Origin of the sequence: Micromonospora sonchi (assembly GCF_014646235.1) — a bacterium.
In the GTDB taxonomy this organism is placed as follows: Bacteria; Actinomycetota; Actinomycetes; order Mycobacteriales; family Micromonosporaceae; genus Micromonospora; species Micromonospora sonchi.
In genome coordinates this window covers 1-18847 of the sequence record NZ_BMNB01000050.1, presented here as the reverse complement: position 1 = coordinate 18847, position 18847 = coordinate 1, and the positions used below count along the sequence as shown (strand labels likewise).

Here is an 18847-nt window from a genome sequence, read left to right as displayed (position 1 = left end):
CCACGTCATCGGCCCACGAGGATCCTGGGCCCTCCCGTCACGGGAGAGTCAACCCCATCGCGTGGCTGGTCGTTACGGTAGGTGATGGAGGCAACGGCCAGCTCACGTGCCCGGACGCACCAGACCCGTCTCGTACGCCAACACCACGGCCTGTACCCGGTCCCGCAACCCGAGCTTGGTCAGCACATGCCCGACGTGGGTCTTGATCGTGGTCTCGCTCACCGTCAGTGCCCGCGCGATCTCGGCGTTGGACAGCCCCCGGGCGACCTGCACCAGCACCTCCCGCTCGCGGTCGGTCAGCGTGTTCAGCGCCTTCGGTGGCGACGCCGCCGGATCGGGCAGCGCGTCGGCGAACCGGTCCAGCAGCCGGCGCAGGATCCGCGGAGCCACCACCGCGTCGCCCCCGGCCACCGTGCGGATCGCCGTGACCAGGTCCTCGGCCGGCACGTCCTTGGCCAGGAATCCACTCGCCCCGGCCCGCAACGCGCCCACCACGTACTCGTCCAGGTCGAAGGTGGTCAGGATGAGCACCCGCACCGGCAGCCGCGCGTCGACGATGGCCCGGGTGGCGCTCACCCCGTCCATCCGGGGCATCCGGATGTCCATCAGCACCACGTCGGGCAGCAGCCGGCGGGACAACTCCACCGCCTCCACCCCGTCGCCGGCCTCGGCCACGATGTCCAGATCCGGCTCGGCGCCGAGCACCATCCGGAACCCGGTACGCAACAGCGGCTGGTCGTCGACGAGCAGGATGCGTACGGGCCGCGTCGGCGTCGTCGGGTCGGCCATCTGATCCTCCACGTCTCGCAAACCCGCTCACTCGACCAGCGGCTCGATCGGGATCCGCGCGTACACCCGGTAGCCGCCACCGGCTCGCGGACCGGTCCGCAGGACACCACCGTAAAGCCCGACCCGCTCCCGCATCCCGACCAGGCCGTGCCCGACCCGGTCGGTGTCGGGCAACGGACCCCGGCCGGTGTCGGTGACCTCCACCTCGACAGCATTGTCGGCGAAGCTGACCCGCACCTGCGCGGTGGCCGTGCCGGCGTGCTTGAGCGCGTTGGTCAACGCCTCCTGCACGATCCGGTACACGGTCAGCGCCTCGCCCTCCTCCAACGGGCCCGGCGTGCCCGCCACGGTCAGCGTCACCGGCAGCCCGGCCTCGCGCACCTGTTCGGCCAGCGCCTCGATGCCGGCGAGGCCCGGCTGCGGCGTCAGCTCGGCGGCCGGCTCGGCCTCGGTGCGCAGCACGTCCAACAGCCGGCGCAACTCCCGCAGGGTCGCCCGGCTGGTTTCCTCGATGGTGCCGATCGCCTCGTCGGCGGCGTCCGGGTCCCGCCGCAGCACCCGCCGCACGCCGGTGGCGAGGACCCCCATCACGCTGACATGGTGCGCCACCACGTCGTGTAGTTCCCGGGCGATGCGCCGCCGCTCGTCGGCGACCGCCTGCTCGGCCAGGGCACGCTGGTTGGCCTCGGCGACCCGGGCCCGCTCCCGCAGCGCCTGCGTCGAGGACCGCCGCGCGTGCACCGTACGACCCACCGAGAACGACACGATCCCCACCAGCAGGTTGTTCGCCACCAGGTAGGCCGAGCCGATCTGCGGCAGAAACTCGGGCTGCACCAGCGTGTTGGCCACCGCCACCGGCACCCACAGCAGCACCGCGGCCAGCAGCGCCGGACGCACCGGACGGTACGCGGCCATCGTGTAGGTGAGCGCGACGAAGGTGAAACTCTGCGTCGCCGGCGCCACCTGCAGCGTGACGGGCAGGACCAGGGTCGCCAGCGCGGCCAGCACGGCGGCCCACGGCGCCACCCGGCGCAGGACCACCGGCGCCGCGCAGAGCAGGCTCCAGACCAGGGCCGCCGGCAGTGGCTGGAGCCAGAACTCCCTCGGGGTCAACAGGGTGAACACGATCTCACCCAGCACCAGCCCGACGGCGAGCAGCACGTCACCGGCCAGCGGACGCCGGTGCAGCCACTCCCTCAGCTCCGTACCCACGTCACGACGCTAGCCGTCGCCAGCCGGGAAAGATCGTCTTGTGTGGTGAGTCGGGCCTCATCCCTGGGGAGGAGAGCTACTCGTCGGTGCCCGGCCGAGCCGGACGCGACCGCGCGTCGCGTGACGGGTCGGGCGCCGGCACCTGCTCCGGGAAGGGCGGCGGGGTGCCGCCGTAGCTGGGACAGTGCGCCTGGTGGCTGCACCAGTCGCAGAGCCGGCTCGGCCGGGGCCGGAAGTCCCGCGCGGCGGTCGCCTGCTCGATCGCCCGCCACAACGCCACCACTGTGCGCTCGAAGCGCACCAGCTCCTCGGCGTCCGGGGTGTAGTCGCACACCTCGGCGTCGCGCAGATAGAGCAGCCGCAGCACCCGGGGCACCACCCCCCGGGTCCGCCACAGCACCAGCGCGTAGAACTTCAGCTGGAACAACGCCCGGGACTCGAACGCCTCCCGGGGTGCCCCGCCGGTCTTGTAGTCCACCACCCGCAGCGCGCCGTCCGGGGCGACGTCGAGCCGATCGAGATAGCCCCGGATCAGCAACTCGTCGTCGACCACGGCCGAGATCAGGCTCTCCCGCTCGGCAGGCTCCAACCGGCGCGGATCCTCCACCGCGAAGTAGCCCTCCAGCAGTGCCGCCGCCGAGCGCAGGAACTCGGCCACGTCGACCGGGCCGCCCGCCTCGAACAGGCCGGCGAGCTCCGGCTGCTCGGTGACCAGCCGGTCCCACTGCGGGGCGACCAGGTCACCGGCCGACGTCGGGGTGCGCTCGGCCGGCGGCAGGTCGAACAGCCGCTCCAGCACGGCGTGCACCAGCGTGCCACGGACCTGCTCGACGGTGGGACGCTCGGGCAGGCGGTCGATGCTGCGAAACCGGTAGAGCAGCGGACAGGTCTTGAAATCCGCGGCCCGCGACGGTGACAGCGAAGCCCGCACCGTCGCCGGTAGCTGAGTCGGAGCCTGCCCAATGATCACCGGATCCGCCGTCATGCCCGGAAGACTAGGGCACCGGTATGACAGCACGACCGCCGCCGCACCGGTACGTGATCTCCCGCCGCGTAGCATCAGCCCGATGGAACGCAGCAGCCAACCGCGGCCGGCCCGCCATCCCGGCCTACGGGTCGGTCGGGTCTTCGGGGTGCCGTTGTACCTGAACGCCTCGATCCTGCTGCTCGCCCTGCTGATCATCGTGCTCTACGGCGAACTGGCCGGCCAGCGGCTCCAGCTCTCCCCGGCCGGCGGCTACCTGGTCGGCGCCGGCTTCGTCGTCTCGCTGCTCGGCTCGGTGCTGGCCCACGAACTCGGCCACGCCCTCACCGCCCGACACTTCGGCATCGGTGTGCGGGGGATCACCCTGGAACTGCTCGGCGGGTACACCGAGATGGACCGGGACGCGCCCTCGCCCCGGGTGGACCTGCTGGTCTCGCTGGCCGGTCCGGCGGTCTCCGCGGTGCTCGGCGTGGCCGCGGTCGCCGCGGTGCTGGCCCTGCCCGACCACACCGTGGCCGAGCAGTTCGCCTTCCAACTGGCGGCGAGCAACATCATCGTCGCGCTCTTCAACATCCTGCCCGGGCTGCCGCTGGACGGCGGCCGGGCGCTGCGCGCCGCGCTCTGGGCGCTCACCCGGGACCGGCACCGGGCCACCGAGGTGGCCGGCTGGGCGGGCCGGGTCCTCGCGGTCGGCACCGCGCTGGCGGTCGCCCTGCTCTACGCGATCGACGTGCTGAGCCTGCTGGCGCTGCCGCTGACGGCGCTGGTCGCGCTCACCCTCTGGCACGGCGCCGGGCAGTCGATCAGACTGTCCCGGATCAGCCGCCGGCTTCCGCTGGTCGACCTGGCCCGACTGGCCCGCCCGGCCCTCGCCGTGCCCACCGGCACCCCGCTGGCCGAGGCGCAGCGCCGGGGCGCGGAGGCGGAGGCGACCGTCAGGCACACCGTCGCGCTGCTGGTGACCGATTCCGCCGGCCGGCCGGTGGCCGTGGTCGACCCGGCCGCCGCGACGGCCGTACCCCCGGCCCGGCGGCCCTGGCTCTCCGTCGACACGGTCGCCCGTTCCGTCGCCGACCTGCCGACGATCCCGGTGGCCACCAGCGGGGAACAGGTGCTGGAGACCGTGCAGGCTCACCCGGGCGCGCAGTACCTCGTGACGGCAGGCGAAGATGTGGTCGGCATCCTGCACATCGCGGATCTGGCGCAACTGCTCGAACCTCACCGGAAGATGAACACGTGACCGTGACCCACTCGACCCCGGCCGCCCCCGGCGCCGACGTGCCCGACGAGACACCGGAGCCGCCCGCCGTACGCCGTGGGCCGTTCCGGCCCGGCGACCGGGTGCAGCTGACCGACCCCAAGGGGCGGATGCACACGGTCACCCTCCAGGCGGGCAAGGCGTTCCACACCCACCGGGGCATCCTCGAGCACGACGCGCTGATCGGCCTGCCCGACGGCAGCGTGGTCACCACCTCCGGCGGCGGCACCGCGTTCCTGGCGCTGCGCCCGTTGCTCTCGGACTACGTGCTGTCCATGCCCCGCGGCGCCCAGGTGATCTACCCCAAGGACGCGGCGCAGATCGTCACCATGGGCGACATCTTCCCCGGCGCCAAGGTGCTGGAGGCCGGCGCCGGCTCCGGCGCGCTGAGCTGCTCGCTGCTGCGCGCGGTCGGCACCGGCGGCGAACTGCACTCCTACGAGCTGCGCGAGGACTTCGCCCAGATCGCCCGGCGCAACGTCGAGGCGTTCTTCAACGGCCCGCACCCGGCGTGGCGGCTGCACGTGGGCGACGTCGCCGAGTGCGCGGAGACCGGCTTCGACCGGATCATCCTGGACATGCTGACCCCGTGGGAGAACCTCGACATGGTCGAGCGCGCCCTGCTGCCCGGCGGCGTGTTCATCGGCTACGTGGCCACCACGCCACAGCTGTCCGAGCTGGTCGAGGCGTTGCGGGAGCGCGGCGGCTGGACCGAGCCGCGGGCCTGGGAGTCGCTGGTGCGGGACTGGCACGCCGAAGGGTTGGCCGTCCGGCCGGACCACCGGATGATCGCCCACACCGCCTTCCTCGTCTCCGCGCGTAAGCTCGCACCCGGGGTCACCGCCCCGCCGCGCCGGCGCAAGCCGAGCAAGGGCACCGAGGCGTACGCACAACGCCGGCAGGCGCTGCGCGAGGCGGAGGCGACCCGGCAGGCGACCGGCGACGGTGCGCAGGAGACGGAGAGGCCGTGACGGCGGAAGGGGACGGCTGGGCGTGAACGGGCTGATCCTTCAGGCGGGTCGATGGTGCTCGGGGGTCACCGCATGAGCCGTCCCGGTTTCGGCGGCGGTGAGCTGCCCGCGGTCTTTCCCGACTGGTCGCCCTACACCGATCTCGAATCGGCGGCGCGGGCTTACCTGCGAGATCCGGACGTCGCCCTGGAAGCGCTCGGTGGCGTGCTGCGCGGGGCGTCGGTGCTCGGCTTCACCCTGGAACGCTTCGTCAACGAGGTGAACGGGGTGTGGCAGGAGGTCGTCGTCTGCGACGGCAGCCGGCTGGTGCTCTGGCACGGCGAGGACGTGCCGGCGGCAGAGGGGCCGCCCGGCTCGATGACCTCGTCGCTACGGGTCGTGCCGGTCTCCTCGGTCACCGAGGTCGGCTGCCGCCGCCGGCTGTTCCGGCACGACAACGGCGAGATCCGGGTCGACAGCATCGACGTCTACCTGCTGCTGACCTCGCTGGACGAGACCCCGCCCGGCGAGGAGGCCGTCGGCGCGCCGCGGCACGACGCGTTGCGGTTCGGCAAGACCCTCGATGACGGTGGCCCCGGCCAGATCGCCCGGCTGGAAGAGTTCGCCCGGCTGGTCGCCTCGGTGGTCGGCCGCCCGCTGCTCTGAGCTTCCCCGGCGGTCCTGGGCTTCCCCGGCGGTTCTGAGTGATTGCCCGGTGGTTCTGAGTGATTCCCCGGCGGTCAGTCCTCGGCGTCCGGCCCGGCCACCTCGACGCCGTCGCTGCCCCGCACCACGTGGATGCAATCGCCCGGGCACTCCTTCGCCGAGTCGATCACCTCGAGGCGCAGGTGCTCCGGCACATCCACCCGTTGCCCCGGTGCCTGCCGCAGCTCGCCGTCGGGACCCTTGACGTACGCCAGGCCGTCGACGTCGAACTCGAAGACCTCCGGTGCGTACTGCACGCAGAGCCCGTCGCCCGTGCAGAGGTCCTGGTCCACCCAGACCTGCAGCTGATCGGTCGCGACCTCGGCCACCGGTGCACCCCCCATGTTCTCGCGTCCCACCCCCCGACGGTACCCGAATGCCGGTACCCGCCCGCCAACCCACCCTTGGCGATCAAGCTTCGGTGACGGGCGCGTTGCGGAGGACCGAATCGGGCTCATAGCGGCTAGTGTTAGGTCAGAACGTTCAAGCCCCCCGGGGAGGTGGGACGTGGCACGCAGCGACGACGCGGACTCGCGCGCCGCACGGTGGGAGAAGGAGGCCCACGATCTCTCCACGCAGGTCGCGTTCCTGCAAGAGGAACTCGCTCTGGTGCGGCGCAAGTTGACCGAAAGCCCCCGACACGTACGGCAGCTCGAGGAGCGCCTGGCCGCCACCCAGGCGCAGCTGGGACGGCTGACCGAGAACAACGAACGGCTCGTGAGCACCCTCAAGGAGGCTCGCGCGCAGATCGTGACGCTCAAAGAGGAGATCGACCGTCTCGCCCAGCCACCGAGTGGCTACGGCGTCTTCCTGGCCCGGCACGACGACGGCACCGTCGACGTCTTCACCGGCGGACGGAAGCTGCGCGTGGCCGTCTCACCCTCGCTCGACGCGGGTGAGCTCCGGCGCGGCCAGGAGGTCCTGCTCAACGACGCGCTCAACATCGTCGACGCGTTCGGCTACGAGCGGGTCGGCGAGGTGGTCATGCTCAAGGAAGTGCTGGCGGGCCCCGACGGCGCCCCGGGCGACCGGGCGCTGGTGGTCTCGCACTCCGACGAGGAACGGATCGTCCACCTGGCCGAGACCCTGATCGGCAGTGCGATCCGGGCCGGCGACTCGCTCATGATCGAACCGCGGTCGGCGTACGCGTACGAGCGGATCCCGAAGAGCGAGGTCGAGGAACTGGTCCTGGAGGAGGTGCCGGACGTCGACTACAGCGACATCGGCGGCCTCCACTCCCAGATCGAACAGATCCGGGACGCGGTGGAACTGCCGTTCCTGCACGCCGACCTGTTCCGGGAGCACCAGCTGCGCCCGCCCAAGGGGATCCTGCTCTACGGCCCGCCCGGTTGCGGCAAGACGCTGATCGCCAAGGCGGTCGCCAACTCGCTGGCGAAGAAGATCGCCGAGCGGCGGGGCGAGGACAGGCACACCAGCTTCTTCCTCAACATCAAAGGCCCCGAGCTGCTCAACAAATACGTCGGCGAGACCGAGCGGCACATCCGGCTGATCTTCCAGCGGGCCCGCGAGAAGGCCGGCGAGGGCACGCCCGTCATCGTCTTCTTCGACGAGATGGACTCCGTCTTCCGCACCCGTGGCTCCGGTGTCTCCTCCGATGTGGAGAACACCATCGTTCCGCAGCTGCTCAGCGAGATCGACGGCGTGGAAGGGCTGGAGAACGTCATCGTCATCGGCGCCTCCAACCGGGAAGACATGATCGACCCCGCGATCCTGCGTCCCGGCCGGCTCGACGTGAAGATCAAGATTGAGCGCCCGGACGCCGAGGCGGCCAAGGACATCTTCTCCAAGTACATCCTCTCCGGGCTGCCGCTGCACGCCGACGACCTGACCGAACACGGCGGCGACGCCCAGGCCACCGTCGCCGCCATGATCGACGCGGTGGTCCTGCGGATGTACTCGGAAACCGAGGAGAACCGCTTCCTGGAGGTCACCTACGCCAACGGTGACAAGGAAGTCCTCTACTTCAAGGACTTCAACTCCGGCGCGATGATCCAGAACATCGTCGACCGGGGCAAGAAGATGGCCATCAAGGAGTTCCTCACCTCCGGCCGCAAGGGGCTGCGCCTGCAGCACCTGCTCGACGCCTGCGTCGACGAGTTCCGCGAGAACGAGGACCTGCCGAACACCACCAACCCCGACGACTGGGCCCGCATCTCCGGCAAGAAGGGCGAGCGGATCGTCTACATCCGCACGCTCGTCTCCGGCGGCAAGGGCGCCGAGGCCGGACGCTCCATCGAGACCGCCAGCAACACCGGCCAGTACCTCTGACCCGACGCACCGAAAGGGCCCGTGACTCCACCCGTCACGGGCCCTTTCGCGTACGCGCCGAGCAGCCCCGCCGTCGACCGGGGCGCCCCCCGCCGGGCCCGCCACGCCCCCGTATGCCCGAGCGCCGACTACGCTCGACGTGACGGGGGACCGGTCGGGCGAAACGAAGCGGGTATGTCGATGAGCGTAAGACGGATCATGGGTACCGAGGTCGAGTACGGCGTCTCCGTGCCCGGTCAGGCCGGTGCCAACCCGATGGTCACCTCCTCCCAGGTGGTGAACGCCTACGGCGCCCGCCCGGAACTCAACCGGGGCGGCCGGGCCCGCTGGGACTACGAAGAGGAGTCACCGCTGCGCGACGCCCGGGGCTTCACCTACTCCGGCGCCGCGTACGACCCGGCCGAGGCACTCGCCGACGAGGACCTCGGTCTGGCCAACGTCATCCTCACCAACGGGGCGCGGCTCTACGTCGACCACGCCCACCCCGAGTACTCCACACCCGAGGTGACCAACCCGCGTGACCTCGTCCGCTGGGACAAGGCGGGGGAGCGGGTCATGGCGGAGGCGGCGCGGCGGGCCGCCACCATTCCCGGCACCACGCCGATCCACCTCTACAAGAACAACACCGACAACAAGGGCGCCAGCTACGGCGCGCACGAGAACTACCTGATGCGCCGGCAGACGCCCTTCGCCGACATCGTCGCGTACCTGACACCGTTCTTCGTGACCCGGCAGATCGTCTGCGGCGCCGGGCGGGTCGGCATCGGCCAGGACGGCGGCCAGAGCGGCTTCCAGATCTCCCAGCGCGCCGACTTCTTCGAGGTCGAGGTCGGCCTGGAGACCACCCTCAAGCGGCCGATCATCAACACCCGCGACGAACCGCACGCCGACGCGGACAAGTACCGCCGGCTGCACGTCATCATCGGCGACGCCAACCTCTCGGAGATCTCCACCTACCTCAAGGTGGGCACCACCGCGCTGATTCTCACCATGATCGAGGAGAAGGCGCTCGGTCCCGACCTCGGCATCGCCGACCCGGTCGGCGAGCTGCGCGCGGTCAGCCACGACCCGTCCCTGTCCCACCGGATGCGGCTGCGCGACGGCCGCCGACTGACCGCGCTGGACGTGCAGTGGGCGTACCTGGAGCGGGTGCGCGCCTTCGTCGAGGACCGCTACGGCAGCGACGTCGACGAGCAGACCACCGACGTGCTGGACCGGTGGGAGTCCGTGCTGGACCGGCTCGGGCGCGACCCCATGCTCTGCGCCGACGAGCTGGACTGGGTGGCCAAGCTGCGCCTGCTGGAGGGCTACCGGGACCGGGAGAAGCTCGGCTGGGGCTCGCACAAACTGCAGCTGGTCGACCTGCAGTACTCCGACGTACGACCGGAGAAGGGGCTCTACCACCGGTTGGTCTCCCGCGGGTCGATGAAGACGCTGCTGACCGACGAGGAGAGCCGCACGGCGATGACCGATCCGCCGGAGGACACCCGGGCCTACTTCCGGGGTCGCTGCCTGGCGCAGTACGCCTCCGAGGTGGTGGCCGCCAGTTGGGACTCGGTCATCTTCGACGTCGGGCGGGAGTCGCTGGTGCGGGTGCCGATGATGGAGCCGGAGCGCGGCACCAAGCGGCACGTCGGGGCGCTGTTCGATCGCTGCGAGAGCGCCAAGGACCTGCTGGAGACCCTGACCGGCGGCTGAGCGATCGATCGCCGGGTGGATGGATGTCGCCGCGCGCCGGCTTCCGTACCGGCGCGCGGCGGGCATTTCGTCGCTGCCGCGAGGTAAGTTCATCGCAGGGAGATCGTGGAGGAGGCAGCAGTGGCTACTCGTGACAGCGGCGGTCAGTCGCAGTCGGGCAAGTCCCGCCAGGGCGAAGAGGTCGAGGACGTCACCGTCGAGGCGAACCCGGAGGTCGCCGAGCGGCACGCCGAGATCACCGAGGATGTCGACGACCTGCTCGACGAGATCGACTCCGTCCTCGAGGAAAACGCCGAAGAGTTCGTTAGAGGCTATGTGCAAAAAGGGGGTGAATAGGGCATATCGAGGCAATTCGGACATGCCTCGGGCGCTCGATGACCGCGATGGGGTTCGCCGATGCCGAGACTGTGGCGAAACGAAGGCGCTAGAGGGCTTTCCGCGGAACCGCTCAGGGCGGGGTGGCTACGGCCGTTACTGCAAGCCTTGCCACAACGTGAAGGGCAAGGAGAGCAAGCTCCGGCTGCACGGTGGATTCCGCGAATACCACCTGCGGCGGCGGTACGGGATCGGGCAGACAGAGGTCGATGAGCTGCTGGCCGAGCAGGGTGGGGTCTGCGCGGTCTGCGGTGTCCCCGATCCGGAACATGTGGACCACGATCATCGCACCGGGTGGGTGCGCGGGATACTCTGCTTCAACTGCAACGGTGGTCTTGGCCAGTTCCGTGACAGTCCGACGAGGCTGGCCAGGGCCATCACGTACCTGAGAGGAACCACGTGGCAGCGGGTTTTGATCCATCCGGGCGTCTACCAGATGTGTTCACCAACGCGGGGACGTCCTCCTTCACCACGTTCCTGAGCAGGGTGGCCCCCGAGATGCTGCCCGGCCGCCGGGCGCTGCCCCCGGGCATGGCGGCCGACCTGGCTCCGCACGCCACCACGATCGTGGCCATCGCCGCCGCTGGCGGGGTCGTGATGGCCGGCGACCGGCGGGCCACCATGGGCAACCTGATCGCCCAGCGGGACATCGAGAAGGTGCACCCGGCCGACGCGTACTCGTTGGTGGGCATCGCCGGCACGGCCGGTGTCGGCATCGAGCTGATGCGGCTGTTCCAGGTGGAGCTGGAGCACTACGAGAAGATCGAGGGCGCGATGCTCTCGCTCGACGGTAAGGCCAACCGGCTCGCCTCGATGATCCGGGGCAACCTGGGCGCGGCGATGCAGGGGCTGGCCGTGATCCCGCTGTTCGCCGGCTTCGACCTGGCCGCGAAGGATCCGGCGCGGGCCGGTCGGATCTTCAGCTTCGACGTGACCGGCGGCCCGTACGAGGAGACCGGATACGACGCGATCGGTTCGGGCTCGCTGTTCGCCAAGTCGGCGCTGAAGAAGCGGTTCCGCACCGGGCTCTCGGTGGACGACGCGGTGCGGTTGGCGGTGGAGGCGCTCTACGACGCCGCCGACGACGACACCGCGACCGGTGGACCCGACCTGAGTCGACGGATCTTCCCGGTGGTGATGACCGCGACGGCGGAGGGGACGTACCGGCTGACCGACGCGGAGACGGCGGCGATCGGCGAAAGCGTGGTCGCCGGCCGCATGGAGAATCCGGGCGGCTGAGCCGCCCGCCCGTACTGACCCGCAGTTGCCCAGCACAGCGCCTGAAGGAGAGCCGCCGCCGTGGCCATGCAGTTCTACGCCTCGCCCGAACAGATCATGCGCGACCGTTCCGAGCTGGCCCGTAAGGGCATCGCCCGGGGACGCAGCGCGGTGGTCCTGAGCTACGCCGGCGGGGTCCTCTTCGTTGCGGAGAACCTTTCCAGCGCTCTGCACAAGGTCAGTGAGATCTACGACCGGATCGGGTTCGCCGCTGTCGGCCGGTACAACGAGTTCGAGAACCTGCGCCGGGCCGGGGTGCGGATGGCGGACCTCAATGGCCTGAGCTACGACCGGCGGGACGTCACCGGTCTGGGGTTGGCCAACGCGTACGCGCAGACTCTCGGCGCTATCTTCACTGAGCAGTCGAAGCCGTTCGAGGTGGAGATCTGTGTGGCCGAGGTGGGCGCCACACCCGAGGATGATTCCCTCTACCGGAACACCTACGACGGTTCGGTGACCGACGAGCCGGGCCGGATGGCGATGGGCGGCCAGGCCGAGGCCATCGCCGGAGTGCTCAAGTCCAATCACCGGTCGGACATGTCGCTCGGCGAGGCGGTGAAGGTGGCGGTGCAGGCGCTGGCCAGCGTCGGTGGCGAGGGTGGTGCCGCCCGGGCGATCGCGGCCAACCAGTTGGAGGTTGCGGTGCTGGACCGCAACCGGGTGGGGCGTACGTTCCGGCGGATCACCGGGGGGGCGCTGACCGCGCTGTTGGACGGCGACGCGGCGGGTGACGCCGCATCCGAGGCCGGCCGGGAGAAGACGCCGACCACGCCGACCGAGGAGGCGCACAAGCCGACCACCTCGGCGGGCTCGGCCGACCTGGAGGACAAGCCGGGCGACAAGTCCGGCGCCTGACGGCTCCCACTCAGCCCCGGGCCGCAGCGAACCAGCGGTGGCCCGGGGCTGTGCTGTGCCCGGCCCGGTCTGCGCGATCTTGCGCTTTTGGTCGCCGAAATGAGCCTTTTGCGGTTTTTACCCCGACGAAAAGTGCATGATCGGCGCGGCGCGGACTGGGGGAGGCAGGGTGGGGAGGGCGTCGGCCAGGGTGGTGTGCCAGTCCGGCAGGACGGGGAGGCCCGCTGCAGCCCAGCGGGCGTGGCCGAGGACGCTGTAGGCCGGCCGGGGGGCGGGACGGGGGAAGCGGTCGCTGGTGGTGGGCCGGATCCGGCCGGGGTCGAGCCCGTGCCGGGTGAACACCGCGCGGGCGAGCCCGTACCAGGTGGTCTCGCCGGAGCAGGTGCCGTGGTAGACACCGGGCGCGGCCCGTCCGGCCAGGGCGGCCTCGGCGAGCGCGACCAGGTGCCGGGCCAGCGCGTGGGACCAGGTGGGCTGGCCGCGTTGGTCGTCGACGACGTCGAGGAACTCGCGCCGGTCGGCCAGGTCGAGCATGTTGTTGACGAAGTTGCGGCCGTGGGCGCCGTAGAGCCAGGCGGTCCGCACGACGTACCCGCTGTCGGGTAGCAGCCGGGCGACGGCCCGCTCTCCGGCGAGTTTGCTGCGGCCGTACGCGTTGATCGGCGCGGTCGGTGCGTCTTCGGGGTAGGGGCTGCCGGCGTCGCCGGGGAAGACGTAGTCGGTGGAGATCTGGAGCAGCCGGGCGCCGTGGGTGGCGCAGGCCGCGGCGAGGTGCGCCACGGCGTCGCCGTTGGCCGTGGTGGCCGCCGTCTCGTGGCGTTCGGCGCCGTCGACGTCGGTCCACGCGGCGGCGTTGATCACCACCTGGTGGCCGGCCACGGCGGTGTGCGCGGCGGTGGGGTCGGTGATGTCGAGTTCGGCGCGGGTGGCGGCGGTGGCGGTGTGCTCCGGATGCCCGGCGAGTACCTCGACCAGGTCGCGTCCGAGCATTCCGGCGGCGCCGGTGACCAGCACCTTCATCGGGCCGGCACCGCCTTGAGCGGCTCCCACCAGGAGCGGTGGTCGCGGTACCAGCGGACCGTGTCGGCCAGGCCGGTGTCGAGGGGGATGCTGGGGACGTACCCCAGCTCGGTTTTGATCTTCGTGATGTCGAGCGAGTAGCGGCGGTCGTGGCCCTTGCGGTCGGCGACCGGGACGACCCGGTCCCAGCCGGCGCCGCACGCTTCGAGCAGCTGGGCGGTGAGCTCCTTGTTGGTCAGTTCGGTGCCGCCGCCGATGTGGTAGATCTCGCCGGCGCGGCCCCGTTGCTGCACCAGGGCGATGCCTCGGCAGTGGTCGTGCACGTGCAGCCAGTCCCGTACGTTGCCGCCGTCGCCGTAGAGCGGCACGGTGCCCCCGTCGAGCAGGTTGGTCACGAACAGCGGGACGACCTTTTCCGGGTACTGGTACGGCCCGTAGTTGTTGGAGCAGCGGGTCACCACGACGTCCAGGCCGTGGGTGCGGTGGAAGGCGAGGGCGAGCAGGTCGGATCCGGCCTTGGACGCCGAGTAGGGCGAGTTGGGTGCCAGCGGCCACTGCTCGGTCCAGGAGCCTTCGGCGATGGAGCCGTAGACCTCGTCGGTGGAGATGTGCACGAACCGGCGGACGCCGTGGCGCAGCGCGGCGTCGAGCAGGGTCTGGGTGCCGAGCACGTTGGTCGTGACGAACGGTGTGGCCCCGGCGATCGAGCGGTCGACGTGCGACTCGGCGGCGAAGTGCACGATCACGTCGTGCCCCGGCACCACCTCGTCGATCAGGTCGGGTTGCCGGATGTCGCCGTGGACGAACCGCAGCCGGGGGTCGTCGCGAACCGGGGCCAGGTTGGCCGGGTTGCCGGAGTAGGTGATCGCGTCGAGCACGGTCACCTGGGTGGGCGCCAGCAAGGACGCCTCCTCCGCGTCACGTGTGGACGCTCCCAGCAGCATCCGAACGTATTCAGAACCGATGAAGCCGGCGCCGCCGGTGACCAGGATCCTCACAGGACGTGGAGTCTACGCGAAACGACGTGGAGTAGCGTATCTGACACGTGACTCTTCGTGGTGCCCCTCGGTAGGCTCCTGGAGTGCGTGGAATCCTGCTGGCCGGCGGCACCGGATCGCGGCTGTGGCCGATCACCCGGGCCGTGTCGAAGCAACTGATGCCGGTCTTCGACAAGCCGATGATCTACTATCCGCTCTCCACCCTGGTGATGGCCGGGGTGAGCGAGATCCTGGTGATCACCACGCCGGAGGATCAGGGCCAGTTCCGGCGTCTGCTCGGCGACGGCGGTCAGTTCGGGCTGCGGTTGGAGTACGTCAGCCAGGCCCGGCCCGAGGGGATCGCGCAGGCGTTCGTGCTCGGCGCGGACTTCCTCGGCACCGAGGCGGTGGTGCTGATCCTCGGCGACAACATCTTCCACGGGGTGGGCCTGGGCCGGCAGTTGGCCGCGGCCGGTGACCCGGTGGGTGGGCGGATCTTCGCCTACCCGGTGGCGGACCCGCAGGCGTACGGCGTGGTGCACTTCGACGCCGACGGCCGGGTGTTGTCGATCGAGGAGAAGCCAGCCCGGCCCAGGTCCCGGTACGCGGTGCCGGGGTTGTACTTCTACGACAACCGGGTGGTGGAGATCGCCCGGGGGCTGGTGCCGAGCGCCCGCGGGGAGTTGGAGATCACCGCGGTGAACGAGGCGTACCGGCAGGCGGGCGAGTTGTCGGTGACGGTGCTGGATCGCGGCATCGCCTGGTTGGATACCGGGACTTTCACCTCCCTGGTGCAGGCCGCCGAGTTCGTCCGGGTGATCGAGGAACGGCAGGGTATGAAGATCGGCTGTGTCGAGGAGGTGGCCTGGCGGGCCGGGTTGATCGACGACGACCAGTTGCGGGCGCTGGCGGAGCCGTTGACCAGGAGCGGCTACGGCGACTACCTGCTCGACCTGCTGGCCACCGGCCGCGACGGGTCGACCGGGAACCTGGCGGGCTCGGTGGTCGGGCCGCGGAAGGAGGTCTGGTGAAGATCCGACCGTTGGGCATCGAGGGGGCCTGGGAGATCAGCCCGCGCCAGCACGGTGACCCGCGCGGCCTGTTCCTGGAGTGGTACCGCTTCGACCGGCTCGCCGAGGCGGTCGGTCATCCGCTGCGGCTGGCGCAGGCCAATCTCTCCGTCTCGGCGCGGGACGTGGTGCGGGGCATCCACTTCGCCGACGTGCCACCGGGGCAGGCGAAGTACGTCACCTGTGTGCGGGGCGCGGTGCTCGACGTGGTGGTCGACCTGCGGGTCGGCTCACCGACCTTCGGTCGCTGGGAGGGCGTACGCCTCGACGACGTGGACCGGCGCGCGGTCTACCTGGCCGAAGGACTCGGGCACGGCGTCTGCGCGTTGACCGGGGACGCCACCCTGAGCTACCTCTGCTCGGCCACGTACAACCCGTCCGGTGAGCGGGTGGTGCATCCGCTGGACGAGGACCTGGGCATCGAGTGGCCGCCGGTGGTGCCGCTGCTGTCCGCCCGGGACGCCGCCGCGTCGACGTTGGCGCAGTCGCTGGCCGCGGGGGTGCTGCCGGAGTACACCACGTGCCGCGACTACGCGGTGGGCCTGAGCGCCGCAGGCCATTCCAGGCTTGTCTGACCGGTACAGGTGCCGTGACAGTGACGAACAGGGCCTCGGTACGGCTAATGTCTCATCATGGAACGGCGAATCTTCGGTCTGGAGACCGAGTACGGCGTCACCTGCACCTACCGTGGGCAGCGGCGGCTGTCCCCTGACGAGGTCGCCCGGTATCTCTTCCGCCGGGTGGTGTCCTGGGGCCGGTCGAGCAATGTCTTTCTGCGCAACGGCGCGCGACTCTACCTGGACGTCGGCTCACACCCGGAGTACGCCACTCCGGAGTGCGACTCGGTGGTCGACCTGGTCGCCCATGACCGGGCCGGCGAGCGGATCCTGGAGGGGTTGCTGGTCGACGCGGAGAAGCGGCTGCACGACGAGGGCATCGCCGGCGAGATCTACCTGTTCAAGAACAACACCGACTCGGCCGGCAACTCGTACGGCTGCCACGAGAACTACCTGGTATCCCGGCACGGTGAGTTCGGCCGGCTGGCCGACGTGCTGATCCCGTTCCTGGTCACCCGCCAGTTGATCTGCGGCGCGGGCAAGGTGCTGCAGACTCCGCGCGGCGCGGTGTACTGCCTGTCCCAGCGGGCCGAGCACATCTGGGAGGGGGTCTCCTCGGCGACCACCCGCAGCCGCCCGATCATCAACACGCGGGACGAGCCGCACGCGGACGCCGAACGGTACCGCCGGCTGCACGTCATCGTCGGCGACTCCAACATGAACGAGGTCACCACGCTGCTGAAGGTCGGCACCGCCGACATCGTGCTGCGGATGATCGAGGCCGGGGTGGTGATGCGTGATCTCACCCTGGAGAACCCGATCCGGGCCATCCGGGAGGTGTCGCACGACATCACCGGCCGGCGCAAGGTGCGGCTGGCCTCGGGCAAGGAGATCAGCGCGCTGGAGATCCAGCAGGAGTACCTCGCCAAGGCGATCGAGTTCGTGGAGCGGCGCGGCGGCGACCAGACCGCCAAGCGGGTGGTCGAGCTGTGGGGCCGGGTGCTGCGGGCGGTGGAGACCGGCGACCTGGAGCCGGTGGCCCGGGAGATCGACTGGGTGACCAAGCTGCGGCTGATCGAGCGTTACCAGCGCAGGCACGATCTGCCGCTGTCGCATCCGCGGGTGGCGCAGATGGATCTGGCCTACCACGACGTGCGCCGGGGCCGCGGGCTCTACGCGCTGCTGGAACGGCGTGGCGACGTGGACCGGGTGGCCACCGACCCGGAGATCTTCGAGGCCAAGGAGACGCCGCCGCAGACCACCCGGGCGCGGCTGCGCGGCGAGTTCATCCGGCACGCGCAGGAGAAGCGGCGCGACTTCACCGTCGACTGGGTGCACCTGAAGCTCAACGACCAGGCGCAGCGCACCGTGTTGTGCAAGGACCCGTTCCGGGCGTACGACGAGCGGGTGGAGCGGCTGATCGCCAGCATGTGAGCGTTACCCGGCCCGTTCCGACCGGGCGGGCCGGGTAGGCTTGCCCGGCCATGATTCCTCAGCCACCCCATCGGCCCGGCCAGGGCACCGAGCGGCAGAACTGGCTCGAACGCCGCCGCGAGAAGATCCGCGCCGAGATCGAACGCAACCGGCGCGGCGAGTACACCGTTCCCACCTGGGTGCTGGCGCTGGCCCTCGCGCTGATCGTCGGCGCCTGGATCGCCCTGATCGTGCTCGCCTGAGCACAGTCCCGGTTCCTCCCGGCTGCGCAAGCTGGAAGTGGCCGCCGGTCCCGCCGGGCTGACACCGTCGGTCCGGAAGGTGATGACCGGAAGAGGGGTGCGGCATGGCGCACATCGATCTCGGACTCGACGAGCGGGCGTACCCGGGCATCAGAGGGCCGATGCGTTTTCGCCCGGAGACCGCCCGGCCGCTGAACGGGCTGGCGGAGGCGCTGCTGCGCGCGCCGCACCCGACGCTGAGCCCGGGCGAGCGGGAGCTGGTCGCAGCGTACGTCTCCGGGCTGAACGAATGCCGGTTCTGCTGCGCCTCGCACTCGGCCCTGGCGGCGGCCCAGTTGCCGTCCGGGATGGCCCTGGTGGAGCAGGTCTGTGCGGATCTGGCGACGGCTGAAATTGGTGAGAAGCTGCGAGCGCTGCTGCGCATCGCCGCGGCGGTGCAGCGCAGTGGCCGGGACGTCACGGCGGAGCTGGTCGCCGAGGCCCGCGCGGCGGGCGCGACCGACCTGGAGGTCCACGACGTGGTACTCATCGCCGCGGCGTTCTGCATGTTCAACCGGTACGTCGACGGCCTCGGCACGCTGGCGCCGGACGACCCGGCCAGCCACGAGATCGCCGCGAAGCGCATCGTCCAGCACGGCTACCGGAATGCGGGCCAGTGCTCCGCCCTTTAGGGCGGGGGTGAAGGCCCGCGCGGGAGGGCCGCCAAGGCCCGAGCGTGCTCTAGCCTGGACGGTTCTGCTGCTCGATGTACTGGCGCAGGACGGTCAGTGGTGCGCCACCGACGGAGCCCGCGAAGTACGAGGCCGACCACAGCTTGTTGGCTCGATAGTAGTGGCGCACCAGGTCGGGGAACTCCTGCCGCATCCTCCGTGAGGACACGCCCTTGAGGCTGTTGACCAGCTTCGACAGGGCGACCTTGGGCGGGAAGTTGACCAGCAGGTGCACGTGCTCGCCTTCGCCGTTGAACTCGACCAGTTCGGTCTCGAAGTCGGCGCACACCGTCCGCATGATCTCTTCCAGCCGCGTTAGTACGGCAGCCGCCGTTTGAGATTTCGCTGCTCGGAAGGGCTGGACGCGAGGCGGCCACCGCGTGATCGTCTGTGCGTTGTGGACACAACATCAGATCTTGCGGTGGCCGCGTGCCACAGCGTAG

At 70.6% G+C, this 18847-nt stretch carries 20 protein-coding genes and 1 pseudogene; 14 read left to right on the top strand and 7 right to left on the bottom strand.

Annotated features, from left to right (window positions below; all coding sequences use genetic code 11):
* Positions 1 to 102: 102 nt before the first annotated feature.
* The 3 genes from IEY61_RS29675 to IEY61_RS29665 all read right to left on the bottom strand — a co-directional run bounded on the left by IEY61_RS29675 (position 103) and on the right by IEY61_RS29665 (position 2986).
* Positions 103 to 789, bottom strand: a complete 687-nt coding sequence (locus tag IEY61_RS29675; RefSeq protein WP_189050374.1) for a response regulator — start codon at positions 787 to 789, stop codon at positions 103 to 105.
* Positions 790 to 816: 27 nt separating this feature from the next.
* Entirely contained in the window at positions 817 to 2001 is a 1185-nt protein-coding gene (locus IEY61_RS29670) for a sensor histidine kinase (RefSeq protein ID WP_189050372.1), read from the bottom strand.
* A 76-nt stretch (positions 2002 to 2077) separates the two neighbouring features.
* Complete coding sequence (locus tag IEY61_RS29665) at positions 2078 to 2986, bottom strand: RecB family exonuclease (RefSeq protein ID WP_189050370.1); 909 nt, start codon at positions 2984 to 2986, stop codon at positions 2078 to 2080.
* 82 nt (positions 2987 to 3068) lie between these two features.
* Between IEY61_RS29665 and IEY61_RS29660 the strand changes: the two genes are divergently transcribed.
* The 3 genes from IEY61_RS29660 (at position 3069) to IEY61_RS29650 (ending at position 5860) form a co-directional block, all read left to right on the top strand.
* Positions 3069 to 4226 carry a M50 family metallopeptidase gene (locus tag IEY61_RS29660; RefSeq protein WP_189050368.1) on the top strand — a complete coding sequence of 386 codons (1158 nt, stop codon included), beginning with the start codon at positions 3069 to 3071 and terminating at the stop codon, positions 4224 to 4226.
* A gap of 38 nt (positions 4227 to 4264) precedes the next feature.
* Positions 4265 to 5215: a tRNA (adenine-N1)-methyltransferase gene (locus IEY61_RS29655; protein ID WP_189050394.1), complete on the top strand. Its 951-nt coding sequence runs from the start codon at positions 4265 to 4267 to the stop codon at positions 5213 to 5215.
* A 72-nt stretch (positions 5216 to 5287) separates the two neighbouring features.
* Complete coding sequence (locus tag IEY61_RS29650) at positions 5288 to 5860, top strand: hypothetical protein (protein ID WP_189050366.1); 573 nt, start codon at positions 5288 to 5290, stop codon at positions 5858 to 5860.
* A 74-nt stretch (positions 5861 to 5934) separates the two neighbouring features.
* Here IEY61_RS29650 and IEY61_RS29645 read toward each other — a convergent pair whose 3' ends face one another.
* Positions 5935 to 6228, bottom strand: a complete 294-nt coding sequence (locus IEY61_RS29645; protein ID WP_189050392.1) for a ferredoxin — start codon at positions 6226 to 6228, stop codon at positions 5935 to 5937.
* A 178-nt stretch (positions 6229 to 6406) separates the two neighbouring features.
* Here IEY61_RS29645 and arc point away from each other — a divergent pair, with 178 nt between their 5' ends.
* From arc to prcA, 6 genes are all read left to right on the top strand, one after another.
* Positions 6407 to 8188 (top strand): proteasome ATPase, encoded by a 1782-nt coding sequence (arc, locus tag IEY61_RS29640; protein WP_189050364.1) that lies wholly within the window; start codon positions 6407 to 6409, stop codon positions 8186 to 8188.
* 180 nt (positions 8189 to 8368) lie between these two features.
* Positions 8369 to 9886, top strand: a complete 1518-nt coding sequence (gene dop / locus IEY61_RS29635; RefSeq protein ID WP_373293243.1) for a depupylase/deamidase Dop — start codon at positions 8369 to 8371, stop codon at positions 9884 to 9886.
* 120 nt (positions 9887 to 10006) lie between these two features.
* Positions 10007 to 10222 (top strand): ubiquitin-like protein Pup, encoded by a 216-nt coding sequence (locus tag IEY61_RS29630; protein ID WP_092380345.1) that lies wholly within the window; start codon positions 10007 to 10009, stop codon positions 10220 to 10222.
* Positions 10131 to 10742, top strand: a complete 612-nt coding sequence (locus tag IEY61_RS29625) for an endonuclease VII domain-containing protein (RefSeq protein WP_189050355.1) — start codon at positions 10131 to 10133, stop codon at positions 10740 to 10742. Before IEY61_RS29630 ends, IEY61_RS29625 begins: the two co-directional genes overlap by 92 nt.
* Positions 10661 to 11500, top strand: coding sequence for a proteasome subunit beta (gene prcB / locus IEY61_RS29620; RefSeq protein WP_189050353.1), 840 nt, complete (start codon positions 10661 to 10663; stop codon positions 11498 to 11500). Before IEY61_RS29625 ends, prcB begins: the two co-directional genes overlap by 82 nt.
* Positions 11501 to 11560: 60 nt before the next feature.
* Entirely contained in the window at positions 11561 to 12394 is an 834-nt protein-coding gene (gene prcA / locus IEY61_RS29615; RefSeq protein WP_189050351.1) for a proteasome subunit alpha, read from the top strand.
* Between the two features lie 117 nt (positions 12395 to 12511).
* Here prcA and rfbD read toward each other — a convergent pair whose 3' ends face one another.
* Together rfbD and rfbB are read right to left on the bottom strand one after the other, a co-directional pair.
* Positions 12512 to 13414 carry a dTDP-4-dehydrorhamnose reductase gene (gene rfbD / locus IEY61_RS29610; RefSeq protein WP_189050349.1) on the bottom strand — a complete coding sequence of 301 codons (903 nt, stop codon included), beginning with the start codon at positions 13412 to 13414 and terminating at the stop codon, positions 12512 to 12514.
* Positions 13411 to 14412: a dTDP-glucose 4,6-dehydratase gene (rfbB, locus tag IEY61_RS29605; RefSeq protein WP_189050347.1), complete on the bottom strand. Its 1002-nt coding sequence runs from the start codon at positions 14410 to 14412 to the stop codon at positions 13411 to 13413. Before rfbB ends, rfbD begins: the two co-directional genes overlap by 4 nt.
* A gap of 83 nt (positions 14413 to 14495) precedes the next feature.
* Between rfbB and rfbA the strand changes: the two genes are divergently transcribed.
* From rfbA to IEY61_RS29580, 5 genes are all read left to right on the top strand, one after another.
* Positions 14496 to 15422 (top strand): glucose-1-phosphate thymidylyltransferase RfbA, encoded by a 927-nt coding sequence (rfbA, locus tag IEY61_RS29600; protein ID WP_189050345.1) that lies wholly within the window; start codon positions 14496 to 14498, stop codon positions 15420 to 15422.
* Positions 15419 to 16036, top strand: a complete 618-nt coding sequence (locus IEY61_RS29595) for a dTDP-4-dehydrorhamnose 3,5-epimerase family protein (RefSeq protein ID WP_189050342.1) — start codon at positions 15419 to 15421, stop codon at positions 16034 to 16036. Before rfbA ends, IEY61_RS29595 begins: the two co-directional genes overlap by 4 nt.
* A 57-nt stretch (positions 16037 to 16093) precedes the next feature.
* Positions 16094 to 17452, top strand: a complete 1359-nt coding sequence (pafA, locus tag IEY61_RS29590) for a Pup--protein ligase (protein ID WP_189050340.1) — start codon at positions 16094 to 16096, stop codon at positions 17450 to 17452.
* Between the two features lie 50 nt (positions 17453 to 17502).
* Positions 17503 to 17694 carry a hypothetical protein gene (locus IEY61_RS29585; RefSeq protein WP_189050338.1) on the top strand — a complete coding sequence of 64 codons (192 nt, stop codon included), beginning with the start codon at positions 17503 to 17505 and terminating at the stop codon, positions 17692 to 17694.
* A gap of 104 nt (positions 17695 to 17798) precedes the next feature.
* On the top strand, positions 17799 to 18365 hold the full coding sequence (locus IEY61_RS29580) for a carboxymuconolactone decarboxylase family protein (protein WP_189050336.1): 567 nt from the start codon (positions 17799 to 17801) through the stop codon (positions 18363 to 18365).
* A gap of 49 nt (positions 18366 to 18414) precedes the next feature.
* Here IEY61_RS29580 and tnpA read toward each other — a convergent pair.
* Positions 18415 to 18693, bottom strand: a pseudogene (gene tnpA, locus IEY61_RS29575) (IS200/IS605 family transposase); the annotation flags it as partial.
* Positions 18694 to 18847: the final 154 nt, after the last annotated feature.

Coding starts and splice junctions, on each gene's coding strand:
- IEY61_RS29665 (WP_189050370.1), bottom strand. CDS start 2,986: ATGACGGCGGATCCGGTGATCATTGGGCAGGCTCCGACTCAGCTACCG.
- dop (WP_373293243.1), top strand. CDS start 8,369: ATGAGCGTAAGACGGATCATGGGTACCGAGGTCGAGTACGGCGTCTCC.
- IEY61_RS29650 (WP_189050366.1), top strand. CDS start 5,288: ATGAGCCGTCCCGGTTTCGGCGGCGGTGAGCTGCCCGCGGTCTTTCCC.
- rfbD (WP_189050349.1), bottom strand. CDS start 13,414: ATGAAGGTGCTGGTCACCGGCGCCGCCGGAATGCTCGGACGCGACCTG.
- IEY61_RS29625 (WP_189050355.1), top strand. CDS start 10,131: ATGTCGACGACCTGCTCGACGAGATCGACTCCGTCCTCGAGGAAAACG.
- IEY61_RS29660 (WP_189050368.1), top strand. CDS start 3,069: ATGGAACGCAGCAGCCAACCGCGGCCGGCCCGCCATCCCGGCCTACGG.
- pafA (WP_189050340.1), top strand. CDS start 16,094: ATGGAACGGCGAATCTTCGGTCTGGAGACCGAGTACGGCGTCACCTGC.
- IEY61_RS29675 (WP_189050374.1), bottom strand. CDS start 789: ATGGCCGACCCGACGACGCCGACGCGGCCCGTACGCATCCTGCTCGTC.
- IEY61_RS29580 (WP_189050336.1), top strand. CDS start 17,799: ATGGCGCACATCGATCTCGGACTCGACGAGCGGGCGTACCCGGGCATC.
- IEY61_RS29585 (WP_189050338.1), top strand. CDS start 17,503: ATGATTCCTCAGCCACCCCATCGGCCCGGCCAGGGCACCGAGCGGCAG.